The sequence below is a fragment of the Microbacterium aquimaris genome, assembly GCF_039531285.1.
GTDB lineage: Bacteria > Actinomycetota > Actinomycetes > Actinomycetales > Microbacteriaceae > Microbacterium > Microbacterium aquimaris.
In genome coordinates this window covers 604,250-618,617 of sequence record NZ_BAAAPT010000001.1, presented here as the reverse complement: position 1 = coordinate 618,617, position 14,368 = coordinate 604,250, and the positions used below count along the sequence as shown (strand labels likewise).

Annotated in this window: 15 protein-coding genes; 14 read left to right on the top strand and 1 reads right to left on the bottom strand. The window is 70.0% G+C overall.

The window, feature by feature from the left end; all coding sequences use genetic code 11:
* The first annotated feature begins 36 nt into the window (after positions 1–36).
* The 11 genes from ftsH to lysS all read left to right on the top strand — a co-directional run bounded on the left by ftsH (position 37) and on the right by lysS (position 10,348).
* Positions 37–2,046, top strand: coding sequence for an ATP-dependent zinc metalloprotease FtsH (gene ftsH / locus ABD204_RS02905; protein WP_194423193.1), 2,010 nt, complete (start codon positions 37–39; stop codon positions 2,044–2,046).
* Between the two features lie 10 nt (positions 2,047–2,056).
* A complete protein-coding gene (gene folE, locus ABD204_RS02900; RefSeq protein ID WP_194423192.1) occupies positions 2,057–2,644 on the top strand; it encodes a GTP cyclohydrolase I in 588 nt (195 codons plus the stop codon).
* Entirely contained in the window at positions 2,641–3,438 is a 798-nt protein-coding gene (gene folP, locus ABD204_RS02895) for a dihydropteroate synthase (protein ID WP_194423191.1), read from the top strand. The genes folE and folP overlap by 4 nt, the downstream gene beginning before the upstream one ends.
* A gap of 4 nt (positions 3,439–3,442) precedes the next feature.
* Positions 3,443–3,838, top strand: a complete 396-nt coding sequence (folB, locus tag ABD204_RS02890) for a dihydroneopterin aldolase (RefSeq protein ID WP_194423190.1) — start codon at positions 3,443–3,445, stop codon at positions 3,836–3,838.
* On the top strand, positions 3,835–4,368 hold the full coding sequence (gene folK / locus ABD204_RS02885; protein ID WP_194423189.1) for a 2-amino-4-hydroxy-6-hydroxymethyldihydropteridine diphosphokinase: 534 nt from the start codon (positions 3,835–3,837) through the stop codon (positions 4,366–4,368). The genes folB and folK overlap by 4 nt, the downstream gene beginning before the upstream one ends.
* Entirely contained in the window at positions 4,365–4,853 is a 489-nt protein-coding gene (locus ABD204_RS02880; protein WP_194423188.1) for a DUF3180 domain-containing protein, read from the top strand. Before folK ends, ABD204_RS02880 begins: the two co-directional genes overlap by 4 nt.
* A gap of 55 nt (positions 4,854–4,908) precedes the next feature.
* The gene (locus tag ABD204_RS02875; RefSeq protein WP_241747858.1) at positions 4,909–5,448 is read left to right on the top strand and encodes a PH domain-containing protein; all 540 of its coding nucleotides are present in this window, start codon (positions 4,909–4,911) and stop codon (positions 5,446–5,448) included.
* Positions 5,445–7,130 carry a PH domain-containing protein gene (locus tag ABD204_RS02870; protein ID WP_322597488.1) on the top strand — a complete coding sequence of 562 codons (1,686 nt, stop codon included), beginning with the start codon at positions 5,445–5,447 and terminating at the stop codon, positions 7,128–7,130. The genes ABD204_RS02875 and ABD204_RS02870 overlap by 4 nt, the downstream gene beginning before the upstream one ends.
* Complete coding sequence (locus ABD204_RS02865) at positions 7,127–7,807, top strand: DUF2520 domain-containing protein (protein ID WP_194423186.1); 681 nt, start codon at positions 7,127–7,129, stop codon at positions 7,805–7,807. Before ABD204_RS02870 ends, ABD204_RS02865 begins: the two co-directional genes overlap by 4 nt.
* Positions 7,808–7,855: 48 nt before the next feature.
* The gene (locus ABD204_RS02860) at positions 7,856–8,701 is read left to right on the top strand and encodes a 4-phosphopantoate--beta-alanine ligase (protein ID WP_194423185.1); all 846 of its coding nucleotides are present in this window, start codon (positions 7,856–7,858) and stop codon (positions 8,699–8,701) included.
* Positions 8,702–8,797: 96 nt separating this feature from the next.
* Positions 8,798–10,348, top strand: a complete 1,551-nt coding sequence (gene lysS, locus ABD204_RS02855) for a lysine--tRNA ligase (protein ID WP_194423184.1) — start codon at positions 8,798–8,800, stop codon at positions 10,346–10,348.
* 46 nt (positions 10,349–10,394) lie between these two features.
* Here the strand turns inward: lysS and ABD204_RS02850 are convergent, their stop codons facing one another.
* Positions 10,395–11,546, bottom strand: coding sequence for a DUF4192 family protein (locus ABD204_RS02850; protein WP_194423183.1), 1,152 nt, complete (start codon positions 11,544–11,546; stop codon positions 10,395–10,397).
* 129 nt (positions 11,547–11,675) lie between these two features.
* On the opposite strand from ABD204_RS02850, the gene ABD204_RS02845 reads away from it, so the two are divergent.
* The 3 genes from ABD204_RS02845 (at position 11,676) to ABD204_RS02835 (ending at position 14,251) form a co-directional block, all read left to right on the top strand.
* Positions 11,676–11,870, top strand: a complete 195-nt coding sequence (locus ABD204_RS02845) for a hypothetical protein (protein WP_194423182.1) — start codon at positions 11,676–11,678, stop codon at positions 11,868–11,870.
* Positions 11,871–11,987: 117 nt separating this feature from the next.
* Positions 11,988–13,418, top strand: coding sequence for a cardiolipin synthase (cls, locus tag ABD204_RS02840; protein WP_409263987.1), 1,431 nt, complete (start codon positions 11,988–11,990; stop codon positions 13,416–13,418).
* A gap of 98 nt (positions 13,419–13,516) precedes the next feature.
* A complete protein-coding gene (locus ABD204_RS02835) occupies positions 13,517–14,251 on the top strand; it encodes a hypothetical protein (RefSeq protein WP_194423181.1) in 735 nt (244 codons plus the stop codon).
* Positions 14,252–14,368: the final 117 nt, after the last annotated feature.

Genomic DNA, 14,368 nt, shown 5'->3' with positions numbered 1-14,368 from the left:
GGCCGCCGACGAAAGGGATCGGGCCGCGCCCGCACCATGAACATCAAGAAGATCACTCGAAACCCGCTCTTCTACATCGTGCTGATCGGTGTGCTGCTGATCGTCGGGTTCTCGTTGATCTCGAGTCTGGGCGGCGCGAAGCAGGTCTCCACCCAAGAGGGTCTCGAGCTGCTCGGCGGAGGGACGGTCACCGAGGTCACCAACACCGACGGTGACCAGCGGGTCGACCTGACGCTGTCCGAAGAGTACGACGGTGCCACCGAGGTGCAGTTCTATTACGTCGACGCGCGCGCCGACGAGGTCGTGCAGGCCATCGACGCCGCCGACCCCAGCGACGGCTTCAACGACGTCGTGCCCCAGCCGTCGTGGTTCGACGGCTTCCTGTCCCTGATGATCCCGCTCCTGCTGCTGGGCGTGCTGTTCTGGTTCCTCCTCTCCTCGGCGCAGGGCGGCGGCAGCAAGGTCATGCAGTTCGGCAAGTCCCGCGCGAAGATGGTCACCAAGGAGACCCCCACGGTCACCTTCCAGGACGTCGCCGGCTCGGACGAGGCCATCGAAGAGCTCGACGAGATCAAGGAGTTCCTGAAGGACGCCGCGAAGTTCCAGGCGGTCGGCGCGCGCATCCCCAAGGGCGTGCTGCTGTACGGACCTCCCGGAACAGGCAAGACGCTCCTGGCCCGCGCCGTCGCCGGTGAGGCCGGAGTGCCGTTCTACTCGATCTCGGGGTCGGACTTCGTCGAGATGTTCGTCGGCGTCGGTGCCAGTCGCGTGCGTGACCTGTTCAACCAGGCCAAGGAGAGCTCCCCGGCCATCATCTTCATCGACGAGATCGACGCGGTCGGACGCCACCGCGGTGCCGGCATGGGCGGTGGCCACGACGAGCGCGAGCAGACGCTGAACCAGATGCTCGTCGAGATGGACGGATTCGACCCGAAGGTCAACGTCATCGTGATCGCGGCGACCAACCGCCCCGACATCCTCGACCCGGCGCTGTTGCGCCCCGGCCGGTTCGACCGGCAGATCGGCGTCGACGCCCCCGACCTCAAGGGCCGTCAGCGGATCCTCGAGGTGCACGGACGCGGCAAGCCGCTCGCCGACGGGGTCGACCTCGAGGTCGTCGCCCGCAAGACGCCGGGCTTCACCGGTGCCGACCTGGCCAACGTGCTCAACGAGGCGGCGCTGCTCACCGCCCGCTCGAACGCGCAACTGATCGACAACCGTGCCCTGGACGAGGCCATCGACCGCGTGCTCGCCGGACCCCAGCGTCGCACCCGCGTCATGAAGGACAAGGAGAAGCTCATCACCGCATACCACGAGGGCGGTCACGCCCTCGCCGCGGCGGCGATGAACAACACCGACCCCGTCACCAAGGTCACCATCCTCCCGCGTGGCAAGGCGCTCGGATACACGATGGTCCTCCCTGTGGACGACAAGTACTCCGTGACGCGCAACGAGCTACAAGACCAGCTCACCTACGCGATGGGGGGACGTGTCGCGGAGGAGATCGTCTTCCACGACCCCACCACCGGCGCCTCGAACGACATCGAGAAGGCCACCGGCATCGCCCGCAAGATGGTCACCGAGTACGGCATGACCATGGAGGTCGGACCCGTCAAGCTCGGTCAGTCCTCCGGTGAAGTGTTCATGGGACGCGACATGGGGCACGGTCGGGACTTCAGCGAACGCATCGCCGAACGCGTCGACCAGCAGGTGCGCGGGCTCATCGAGCAGGCCCACAACGAGGCCTACCAGGTGATCAACGACAACCGTGACGTGCTCGACAAGCTCGCCCTGGCGTTGCTGGAGAAGGAGACGCTCGACCACCTCGAGCTGGCCGAGATCTTCCGCGACGTCAAGAAGCTCCCGCCGCGCGCGCAGTGGCTCTCCAGCGAAGAGCGTCCCGTCTCGCAGCTGCCGCCGGTCGACGTGCCGGTCCGTCGGTCCGCCGTGGATGTCGCGGCTTCGACCGAGGCCGACGCCGCGCCCGCCGCCGAATCGGCGACGGAGCCCCGGCCGTCCGGTCAGGCGCGTCCCGCGACCGCGTAGGCTCGGCCACGTGGCCGTCGACCGTGACCGTGTCGCCGCGCTCGTGCGTCAACTGCTCGAGGCGATCGGCGAAGATCCCGAACGCCCGGGACTGAGACTGACCCCCGATCGGGTCGCCGACGCCTACGTCGACTTCTTCGGAGGAGTCGGCGAAGACCCGGCCGCACCGCTGGCGCACACCATCAGCGTCTCGCGGGGCCCCGCCCCGGATACGCTCCCGTCGGGTGCGGTGATGCTGCGCGACATCCGGTTCCGATCGATGTGCGAGCATCACCTGCTGCCCTTCCGGGGGCACGCGCACGTCGCCTACCTGCCGGGCGAGCAGGTCGTGGGGCTCGGTGCCCTGCCGAAGGTGATCGACGTGCTCGCCGCGCGGCCGCAGGTGCAGGAGCGGCTCGGCGAGCAGGTCGCCGACGCCATCGACGGCGCTCTGGACACCCGGGGTGTGCTCGTCGTGATCGACGCCGTCCACGAGTGCGTCACGATGCGCGGGGGTCGTCAGCCCGACGCGTCGACGGTGACCGTCGCCGCGCGCGGGGCGTTCACCGACCCGGTGCAGCGCGCCGAACTGTTCGCACTGCTGGGGGTGCCGAGATGACGGTGATCATGGGCGTCGTCAATGTCACGCCCGACTCGTTCAGCGACGGGGGGCGGTTCCTGGATCCCGACGCCGCGGTCGCGCACGCGATGGCGTTGCGCGAGGCAGGGGCCGACCTGCTGGATGTCGGTGGCGAGTCGACGCGTCCGGGATCCGACCGGGTCGAACCGGACGAGGAGCGCCGCCGCGTGTTGCCGGTCGTGTCCGCACTCGCCCAGGCGGGTCTGGCCGTGAGCGTCGACACGATGAACGCGTCGACGGCCGTCGCCGCGGTCGAGGCGGGAGCCGTGCTCGTCAACGACGTGTCCGGGGGACTGGCCGACGAGGGGATGCTCGCCGCCGTCGCCGCATCCGGTGCCGACATCGCCCTCGGCCACTGGCGGGGCCACTCCTCCGACATGTACGCCCGAGCCGTGTACGGCGACGTCGTCCGGGAGGTGGTCGGGGAACTGGCGGAGCGGGTCCGTGTCGCGCAGGCGGCGGGCATCGCGCCCTCCCGCATCATCGTGGACCCCGGCTTCGGCTTCGGCAAGCGGGGCGCGCAGAACTGGGAGTTGTTGCGCGGGCTGTCCCGCGTCGCCGCGCTCGGACCACGACTGCTCGTGGGCACCAGCCGCAAGCGCTTCCTCACCGAGGCGTTGTCGGCCACCGGCGAGATCGACACGCCGCGCCGCGATCTGGCCACCGCCGTGACGAGCGTTCTGGCCGCGCAGGCGGGAGCATGGGCGGTGCGCGTGCACGACGTCGCCACGACCCGCGATGCCCTGCGCATCGCCACATACGAAGGAGAGTGAACGGATGGATGCCTCCGGCGACCACACCGACACCGACGAGCTGACCCTCACCGGCCTACGGGTCTTCGGTCACCACGGGGTCCTCTCGCACGAGCGCCGCGAGGGCCAGGAGTTCTTCATCGACGTGACGATGCGTCTCGATGTGCGGGAGGCCGCCGGCGCCGACGACGTGGACAAGACCGTCCATTACGGCGACGTCGCCGAGCATGTCGTCGCCCTCGTCGCACACGACCCGGTGGACCTCATCGAGACGGTCGCCGCGCGGATCGCCCGCGATCTGCTCGCCCGCTACCCGCGGCTTCGTTCGGTCACGGTGACGGTGCACAAGCCGAACGCGCCGATCCGCGTGCCGTTCGCCGACGTCTCGGTGCGGGTCACCCGCACCCGGCCGACACGATGAGTCGGCGACTGGCGCAGGGGATCGGCGACCCCCGACCCCACGAGACCCGTCCCGCCGTCGACGCCGTGGTCGCGCTCGGCGCGAACCTCGGCGATCGCGCCGAGACGCTGCGCGAGGCCGTACGCGACCTCGCGCGGCTGCCGCTGGTGGACCGGGTGCGCGCCGCGGAGCCGATCGAGTCGGTGGCCGTGAAACCGGCTGGACCGGACGAGGAGGCGCCCGCGTACCTCAACTCGGTCGCCGTGTTGACCACGCGCCTGGCGCCCGCGATCCTCCTGTCCTATCTCCACGTCATCGAGGCACGCCACGGCCGTGAGCGCCGAGAGAGATGGGGGGATCGCACCCTCGACCTCGACCTCATCGCCTACGGCGACATGACCTCCGACGACCCCGCCCTCACCCTGCCCCACCCCCGTGCCGCGGGCCGCGACTTCGTGCTCGAGCCGTGGCTGAGCGTCGACCCCGACGCCGAGCTGATCGGGCACGGCCGTGTCGCCGACCTGCTCTCCGGGCTCCGGGGGTCGGCGTGAAGCGCACCGGTGCCGGAGTGCTCCTCGTCGTCGCCGTCCTCGGCGCCGGCGCCGGGTTCCTCGTCGATCAGCTCCTGACCGCTTCGGGCCGCCCGACCTTCACCCCCGCGGCGATGCTCCCGATCCTGCTGGTGCTGCTGGGCGCGGCCGTGGTGGCTTTCGCCATACCTGTCCGACGGGCCACGCGGGGCACCGGGGCGTCGCCGGACCCGTTCCAGGCGCTGCGCATCGCGATGCTCGCAAAGGCCTCGTCGATCGTCGGCGCGCTGACGGCCGGCTTCGCGGTCGGACTGCTTCTGTTCGTCCTGACCCGCCCGGTCGTCCCGTCGGTAGGCTCGTGGGGGGTCGTGCTGGCGACCGTCGGCGGCGGCGTCGCGTTGGTCGCCGCGGGCTTGGCCGCCGAGCACCTGTGCACGATCCGGAAGGACGACGATGACGAACACCCCGGAGGGCCCGGCCCCGGAATCGGAGCCGACGGAGCCTGACGCGCAGACCGCGGAACCGGCACCCGACGACGCGCTGATCGCGGATGGAGGACCCATGGCCGCCGCGGTGCTCGACGAGGGGACCTTCACGTCCGTCCGCGAGCCGAAGGGGGAGGCGCGGCTGCCGCTCGGCGATGGTACGTGGCACCAGCTGGCGCCCCAGTACGTCTGGGTGCAACTGATCTCCGGCGGGTTCTTCTTCGTGCTCGCGCTCGCCGTGGCGCTCGTGATGAGTCTGCTGTTCGGGCAATGGTGGATCTGGATCCCCGCCGGGGTCGCCCTCGTGATCACCGCGATCACGCTGGTGATCACGCCCCGGCAGGCGCGGGCCGTCGGATACCAGCTTCGGCAGGACGACCTCGTGTTCCGCAAGGGCATCATGTGGCAACGCGTCGTCGCCGTGCCCTACGGGCGCATGCAGCTGGTCGACATCACCCACGGTCCGCTCGATCGCGGCTTCGGCATCGCGCAGCTGAAGCTCGTGACCGCCGCCGCGTCCACCGGTGTCGTCATCCCGGGGTTGCGGCAGGCTGCGGCGGATGTTCTGCGCGACACCCTCATCGACGTCGCCGAGACCCGCCGGACCGGGCTGTGACCGAGATCCCTCCCGCACCACCCGCGCCGGACGGGCCCGGGCCGACCGGCGGTGTGGCACGATCGCCGCTCAGCGACGGCGACTGGCATCGGATGCATCCGTTGACGCCGTTGTTCCGCGGCGGCCTCGTGCTCGTGATCGTGTCGGGCATCATCATCGCCAATCTGCGTGACCGGGTCATCGACGTGCTCTTCGACGGGTTCTTCCCCGGCGGGTTCACGGGCGCCGAGGACCCGATCGACTTCGTCCTCGGACACGACCTCGTCCTGGTGGTGCTGCTCGGGGTGCTCGGGGTGTTGCTGATCGTCGTCGGGCTGTTCTACCTGATGTGGCGGTTCCACACCTTCCGCATCACGGGCGACGACGTCGAGGTGCGCTCCGGGGTGCTCTTCCGCACCCATCGCCGCGCGCCCCTGGATCGGGTGCAGGGCGTCAACCTCACCCGGCCGATGATCGCCCGCCTCGTCGGGATGGCCAAGCTCGAGGTGGTCGGGGCCGGGCTCGACGCGAACGTGAAACTCGAGTACCTCTCGACGACCAGCGCCGAGGCGGTGCGCGCCGACATCCTGCGTCTCGCGTCCGGCCGGCAGTTGGCCGAGGCCACCGCCAAGGCCGAGCGCGACCGGGTGTCCGGTCGACGCGCGGCCGGCGACCTGGCGGCGACGGCCGCATTGACGGTCTCCTCCGGCCTCGACGGACTCGTGCACGGCGCCGAAGATCCGGCCGACGAGCCGGAGTCGGTCGTGCACATCCCGCCCGGACGCCTCATCGCTTCACAGGTGCTGAGCGGCTCGTCGATCGCGCTGCTGGCCGGGATCATCGCCATCGTCGCCGGGGCGGTCTACGGAACGCCCTGGGTGCTGTTCGGCATCTTCCCGGTCGTGCTCGGCTTCGGCGCCTACACGATCCGTACGATCACGAGATCCCTGCGCTATTCGATCGCCCCCACGCGCAGCGGGGTGCGGATCACCTTCGGCCTGTTCACGACCGTCACCGAGATCATCCCGCCGGGACGGGTCCATGCCGTCGAGGTGTCACAGTCGATCTTCTGGCGGCCCCTCGGTTGGTGGTCCGTCAGCGTCAACCGCCTGTCGGGCAGAGGGGCCGGTGACACCGGGTCGGACCAGTTCGCCACCGTGCTGCCGGTCGGCGATCGCGACGATGTGGCCCGCGTGCTCGGGCTGGTTCTGCCGCATCTCGGGCCGGAGCAGTGGCGGGCGATCTTCGAGGACGGCGTGCTCGGTCCCCGCGACGACGACCCGTACGTCACCACGCCGCGCAGGGCACGGCTGTTCCGCCCGCTGTCGTGGAAGCGTAACGGCTTCCTCCTCGGCGACGACACGCTGTTCCTGCGACGCGGTGTCATCTGGCGCACGCTCGGTGTCTTTCCGCTGGCCAGGCTGCAGAGCGTGGACGTGGCCCAGGGGCCGATCGACCGGCGCCTGGCGGTCGCGAACGTGCGCGCGCACACGATCGCCGGTCGGGTGTCGGGTTCGCTCGGCATCATCGATCGGGATGCCGCCCTCGGCTTGTTCGAGTCCGTCGCCGCCGGGGCCGTGCGCGCGGCGGCGGAAGACCACTCGCACCGTTGGGACGGGGACACCTTCGACGCGTCGGTGGATGATCCCGCCCCCGTGCTGAGCGCATCCCGGGAACACGAGAGAGGACTGGGGGAGAGATGACCCGAGAAGGACGCCTCGGCGTGGGGATCGTCGGCGCGGGGCGGGTGGGCCCGATCATCGGCGCGGCGCTCGCCGGCGTGGGCCACGCGCTCGTGGGCATCACCCACGGATCCGACGACGAACGCGTCGAGACCGTGCTGCCCGGTGTGCCGTTCCTGGACACCCCGGCCGTGGTGCGCCGCAGCGAACTGGTCGTGCTGGCGGTGCCGCGCGACGAACTGCCGGGCCTGGTGGCGGGACTGGCCGAGACCGGTGACTGGCAGCCCGGCCAGCTCGCCCTCCATCTCGACCCGGCGTACGGCACCGACGTCCTCGCCCCGGCGGTGGCCAAGGGCGTCATCCCGTTGGCGATCCACCCGGCGATGACCTTCACCGGAACCTCGATGGACCTGCGCCTGCTCGCGCAGTCGTACGCGGCGGTCACCGCGCCGGCAGCGGTCCTCCCCATCGCGCAGGCGCTCGCCGTCGAGCTCGGCTGCGAACCGGTCGTGGTCGCCGAGGCGTCGCGGGCGGCGTATGCGGAGGCGATCGCGACCGCGACGACCTTCTCGCGCTCGATCGTCGCCCAGTCGGCGGCGCTGCTGGCCGATGCGGGGGTCGCCGATCCGGGCCGCTATCTGTCCGGGTTGGTGCACACGACCGTGGACCAGGCGCTCACCGACCATACGGTCCTGTGAGCGTCCGCCGCGGTCGGGGAGGCGTCTCCGGGTCGATACGATCGTCGGATGATCAGCACCACCGCGGGGCTCCGCGCCCGACTCGCTGAACGGCGAGCGGAGGCCCCCGAGTCGACGGTCGCCCTCATCTCGACCATCGGCGCCCTCCACGACGGCCACCGCGACCTCATCCGCACCGCTCGCGAGACCGCCGACATCGTCGTCGTCTCGATGTTCCTGAACCCGTTGCGTTTCCGCACGGCCGCCGACGCGCAGGCCTACCCGCGCACCCCGGAGGCCGACCGGGCCCTGCTGGCCGATCTCGACGTGGATATGGTCTTCGCGCCGACCACCCCCGAGATGTTCGCCGACCTGTCGTCCACGACGAAGATCTCGGCGGGCGATCTCGGGTTGCGCTACGAGGGCCGTTCGCGTCCGTTTTATTTCGACGGGCTGCTCACGGTGGAGGCGAAGCTGTTCTCGCTGGTGCGTCCCGACACCGCCGTCTACGGGCTCCGCGATCGGCAGCGGGTCTTCCTCGTCGAGCGCATGATCCGCGATCTGTTCTGGGACATCGACGTCGTGACCGTCGACACCGTCCGTGACGACGCCGGGCTGCCGGTGTCCTCCCGGATCGCGTTGCTCGACGAGGCCGACCGGGTCGCCGCCGCACGGCTGCCGATCGCGCTGGAGGCGGCCGCCGCGAACGCCGACCGCAACGTGGACGCGTGCATCGCCGCCGCGCAGGGCGCGCTCATGGGGGAGTCGCGCATCACGCTCGACTACCTCAACGCCGTCGACCCCGCCACCTTCCTCCCCGTCGACGAGGGGCACGCCGGTCGCGCGCTGGCCCTCATCGCCGCGACCGTGGGCGGACATCGCTTCATCGACAACACCGAGATCTACATCGGGTGACCCGTCCCGCACCGCGTCCCGCCGCACGGGGTGCCCCGGAGGGCGGTTCTGCCGCGGCTAGACTGGGCGGCGACTTTTCGCGAGGAGCTCCCCGATATGACCGATACGTCCGCTGCGCTTGAAGACGCGGCCGAGCAGTCCGCCGACGACACCTTCGAGCAGCGGGCGGTGCGCCTGGCCAAGCGCGAGCGCCTGATCGCCGAACGCGAGGACGCCGCCGGCGGTGCGTACCCGGTGGGGGTGCCGGTCACCGACACCATTCCGGCGCTGCGTGAGCGGTACGGCGATCTGGAAGCGGGCGCGGAGACCGGCGTGACCGCCGCCGTCGCCGGACGCGTCGTGTTCAGCCGGAACACCGGAAAGCTCTGCTTCGCGTCGCTTCAGGCCGGTGACGGCAGCCGCATCCAGGCGATGGTGTCGTTGGCGGGCGTCGGCGACGAGTCGCTCGCCGCCTGGAAGGAGCTCGTCGACCTCGGCGACCACGTCTTCGTCTCCGGCGAGGTCATCTCCTCGCGCCGCGGTGAGTTGTCGATCATGGTCGCCGAGTGGCGGATCGCCTCGAAGGCCGTGCTCCCGTTGCCGAATCTGCACAGCGACCTCAGCGAGGAGAGCCGCGTTCGCAGCCGGTTCCTCGACCTGATCGTGCGTGACCAGGCGCGCGAGACGGTGCTCGCCCGGGCGAAGGTCAACCAGAGCCTGCGTCGTACCTTCACCGAGCGCGGCTTCGTCGAGGTGGAGACCCCGATGCTGCAGGTGCAGCACGGCGGCGCCTCGGCACGCCCGTTCGTGACGCACTCGAATGCGTTCGACGCGGAGCTGTATCTGCGCATCGCGCCGGAGCTGTTCCTCAAGCGTGCCGTGGTCGGCGGTATCGACCGCGTGTACGAGATCAACCGCAACTTCCGCAACGAGGGTGCCGACTCCACGCACAGCCCGGAGTTCGCGATGCTCGAGGCGTACGAGGCATACAGCGATTACAACGGCATCGCCGACCTGACGCAGACCCTCATCCAGGACGCCGCCGTCGCGGTGGCCGGATCGACCGAGGTCACGTGGGCCGACGGTACCGTGTACGACCTCGGCGGCGAGTGGGATCGCATCTCGATGTACGACTCCCTCAACGACGCGCTCGCCGCCGCGTGGAGGGACGGGGACGCGCCGCACATCGACGCGCAGACCCCGCTCGACCAGCTGGTGGCGATCGCGGAGCGATTCGAGGTCGAGGTGCCCTCGCACGCCATCCCCGGAAAGCTCGTCGAGGAGTTGTGGGAGCACTTCGTCAAGGGGGGCCTGGAGCGTCCGACCTTCGTCATGGATTTCCCCCTCGACACCAGCCCTCTCGTCCGTGAACACCGCACCATCCCAGGCGTCGTGGAGAAGTGGGACCTGTACGTGCGCGGTTTCGAACTGGCGACGGGGTACTCCGAGCTGGTCGACCCGGTCATCCAGCGCGAACGCTTCACCGAGCAGGCCAAGCTCGCCGCGAAGGGCGATGTCGAGGCCATGCGCATCGACGAGGAGTTCCTGCGTGCGCTCGAGCACGGCATGCCTCCCTCGGGGGGCATGGGAATGGGTATCGACCGCCTCCTCATGGCGATCACCGGGCTCGGCATCCGCGAGACGATCCTGTTCCCGCTGGTCAAGTAGACCCTTCGGGCCACGGAGACCCTGCTCCTGCGGAGCGCGTCAGACCTCACTCCTCGGCATCGGTCCGGGGACGGATGCCGGTGTGCGGCGTGCGGAAGGCCCACGCGGGAAGGTGTCCCGCGCCGACCATCGTCAGCACGATTCCGGCGAGCCCGTGGTCGGGTTCGACCTCGAAGGCCATCTCGGCGAACGCTCCGGCATGGGTCGATCGGCCGAGGGCCCACGACAGCCACGCGCATGTGGCGAGGGCGCCCGCGCGTCGGTCCCGGGGCGCCGCCGCGGCGGCCTGGAGCGACGCCTCGAGCGCCCGGAGCAGGCGCTCCGCATCCGGTGAGGCACCTTCGCCCCACATCCGCTCGGCGAGCTCGGTCGGGTAGGCCATGCCCTCCTCCCACCGCGCTTGCGCGTCGAGGGCCTCGTCGCCATCGAGCACCGTGCCGCACCACTGCACGAGCGCGACATCACGCAGGGCCGGCCGCGCCAGGCACCACGTGAGCAGAGCGAGGTCGAACGCGGCGGCGGTGCCGCTCTCGGCCTCCACGACATCCTCGAACAGCGCGGGGAGGTCATCGAGGGCGTGGATGGCCGCGAGGGCCTGCGGGTCGATCCGCTCGGACGTGTCCGACGCCTCGCCGAACACCGCCCGGACGGCCGTGTCGAGCTGCGTCAGCGCGCGGGCGACACGTTCCTTCGTCGCCAGGTCCGCCGCCGGCAGCGAGGCGCCCGTGTTCTGATCGCCCGTCGGTGCGGAAAGGTCGGGCATGGCCGCGGCGCCGCGTTCGATCCGGTCCAGGTCGTGTCCGCCCTCGGGGCACTCCGGGTCGAACGCCGACCCCCAACCGTCTCCCGCGACGCACAGGGCGTCGGTGACACGGAGACCGGCGGCGTCGGCGCGGGTGATCAGTGCGTCGAGCAGCCGTCGATGAGGCATCCCGCCCGCGAAGCCCGCCGCGGTGTACACGATCGCGGCGAACCCGTCGACGTCGGGGAGCCGGCAGACCATACCGAGGAAGGTCGCCGCGCACCGGTCGATCTCGTCGGCGTCGGCTGCGACGGGGAGATCGACCCGCATCACGCCGGCCGTGCGGGTGCCCACGAAGGGGACGAGAACGAGGCTTTCGGATGGCTGATAGCCGGCGAGGCGAGGGACGAGGGCGAGGAACTCTGCCGCATTGGCGGCCTTCACGATCGAGGTCATACGCCCCACCCTCGCGGGCGGGCACGCGCCGCAGGGGGAAGCCTCGACAGTGGTGGACGACGCGGTCCTCCACAGGCTGCTCGCGGAGGAGTCGCTCCCTCCCCGCGCGACGGCGCGTATCCTGGAGGGGTGGATGACTTCTGGCTCGCAGCCGCTTGGGCGATCCTGCCCACCCTCGTGGTCAGCCTGCTGTTCTTCTGGGTGATCCGCAGCATGATCCGCGCCGACCGGAACGAACGTCGCGCCTACGCCCGCCTGGAAGCCAAGGAGCGTGCCCGCAGAGGCCTCCCTCCCGCCTCCGACGCCCCCGCTTCCGGAAACTGACGCCCGGCCCGATAGCCTGGGGCGAGTGCCCGTTCGTCCGTCGGGCCAGTCAGGGGGACGCCGCAAGTGGCTGACGACGCGATCACGTTCACGTTCGACCCGCCGAGTTGGTGGGTCGTGACGCTCTTCCTCGTCGACTTGGCGATCCGCATCACCGCGATCATCGTCATCCCCCGCAACCGGCGCCCGACCTCCGCGCTGGCATGGTTGCTGGCGATCTACTTCATCCCGTTCGTCGGTGTGTTGCTGTTCCTCATCATCGGAAATCCGCGGCTTCCGCGGAAACGTCGCAAACTGCAGGACGACATCAACGCCTACATCCGGGAGTCCAGCGAGGCCCTCGATTTCGGCAGCCTGCGCCCGAACGCGCCCGACTGGTTCACCTCCGTGGTCACCATGAACCGCAACCTCGGGGCGATGCCGCTCTCGGGTGACAACGACGCCCACCTCATCTCCGACTACCAGGAGAGCCTCGATGCGATGGCCGACGCGGTGCGTACGGCGGAGCGCTATGTGCACGTCGAGTTCTACATCCTGCAATCCGACGAGGCGACGGACAATCTGTTCCGTTCCCTCGAGGAGGCGTGTGCCCGGGGCATCAAAGTGCGCGTCCTTCTCGACCACTGGGCGAACCGGGGTAAGCCCTTCTACAAGCGCACGCTCAAGCGCCTTGAAGACATGGGCGCGGACTGGCAGTTGATGTTGCCGGTGCAGCCGCTGAAGGGCAAGTATCAGCGCCCCGACCTGCGCAACCACCGCAAGCTGCTGGTCATCGACGGGCTCGTCGCGTTCATGGGTTCGCAGAACGTCACGGACTCGACCTACAACCTCAAGAAGAACATCCGTCGCGGCCTCCACTGGGTCGACCTCATGGTGCGCCTCGAGGGGCCGGTCGTGGCCTCGATCAACGCGGTCTTCCTGTCGGACTGGTACGCCGAGACGCAAGAGGTGCTCTACGCCGAGACCGATCTCGACGAGCTGAAGGCCGGGCCGGGCGACCTCGACTGTCAGATCATCCCCTCGGGGCCGGGATTCCGGTTCGAGAACAACCTGCGTCTGTTCGCCGCCCTCATGTACGCCGCGCACCGCAAGCTCATCATCGTCAGTCCGTACTTCGTTCCCGACGAGGCCATGCTGCTGGCGATCACCAGCGCCTGCCACCGCGGCGTCGAGGTGCAGCTGTTCGTCTCCGAAGAGGGAGACCAGGCGATGGTCTACCACGCGCAGCGCAGCTACTACGAGGTGCTGCTGAAGGCGGGCGTGAAGATCTGGATGTATCGCAAGCCGTTCATCCTGCACTCCAAGTCGATGACCGTCGACGACGAGGTGGCCGTGATCGGTTCGAGCAACATGGACATGCGCTCGTTCGGGCTGAACATGGAGATCTCGATGCTCGCGCGTGGTGAGGAGTTCATCACGGAGATGCGCGAGGTCGAGGCGGAGTATCGATCGCTCAGCCGCGAACTGACCCTGGACGAGTGGGAGAAGCAGCCGCTGCGCTCGACGGTGCTCGACAACCTCGCAAGGCTGACCTCCGCCCTGCAGTGACCTGACCCGGTCGCGCCTGCGCGGACTCCGGCGGATTCGTTACATCGGCGTGATCAGACGTGTCGCGATCGTTCAGTCGGTGGGGGCATGATGACTTCATGCTCCACCCTCGCCACGTCATCGCCACTCTCGCGCTGGCCGCTTCGTCAGTCCTGATCGCCGGATGCGCCTCCGGCGCGACCCCGCATTCGACACCGGATCCGCTGGCCTCATCCGACACGGCCGGCAGTGTCGAAGCGGAGGTCGAGGCGGCATGGCTCGATGACGGCAGTGCGATCGGCATCCTCACCTACGGCAGCTCCACGTGCCTTCCGACCGTGGGCGACTCCGGCTATGCCGACGGTGTCTTGACGGTCGAACTCGTCGATTCCGACGATGTCGCCTGCACCCGCGACTTCGTGCCCCGGGGCGTCTACGTGCCGCTTCCGGAGGAGGTCGATCCGACCGCCGACCTCGATGTCGTGGTCACCGGCTCCTCGAGCGGCCAGGCCGAGGTGGCCGGTGACGCCGATCTCGGCGGCAAGGGCGGCGGGCTCGTCGAGGGCGCACCGAGTGCCGGGTGGGCCGGCGACGACGTCGTCCTGCTGCTGACGTGGGGATCGTCCACCTGCCCGCCTCTCATCGGGGGCGCCGTGGCCACGTCCCCCACCGAGGTGACGGTGACGATCGAGCCGCTCCCGGCCGAACAGCCGTGCACCGCCGACTTCGGACCCCGCGTCTCGGTCGTCGCCGTCGAGGGGCTCGGCGACGACGACGGCGGCGAACGCATCGAGGCCGTGCTCGACGGCGACCCGTTCGACGCGCTCCGCATCCCCATCGCCGGCTCCCGCTGACCCGCCCCGCACGGCCCCTCATCCGAACAGCTCCGTGCCACCTGCACGGTTCTGACGGCGGAGTGGTGTGGGGGGTGGATGTGGGGGAGGGGAGGCGGAGGTCGAGTGGGCCGGCGT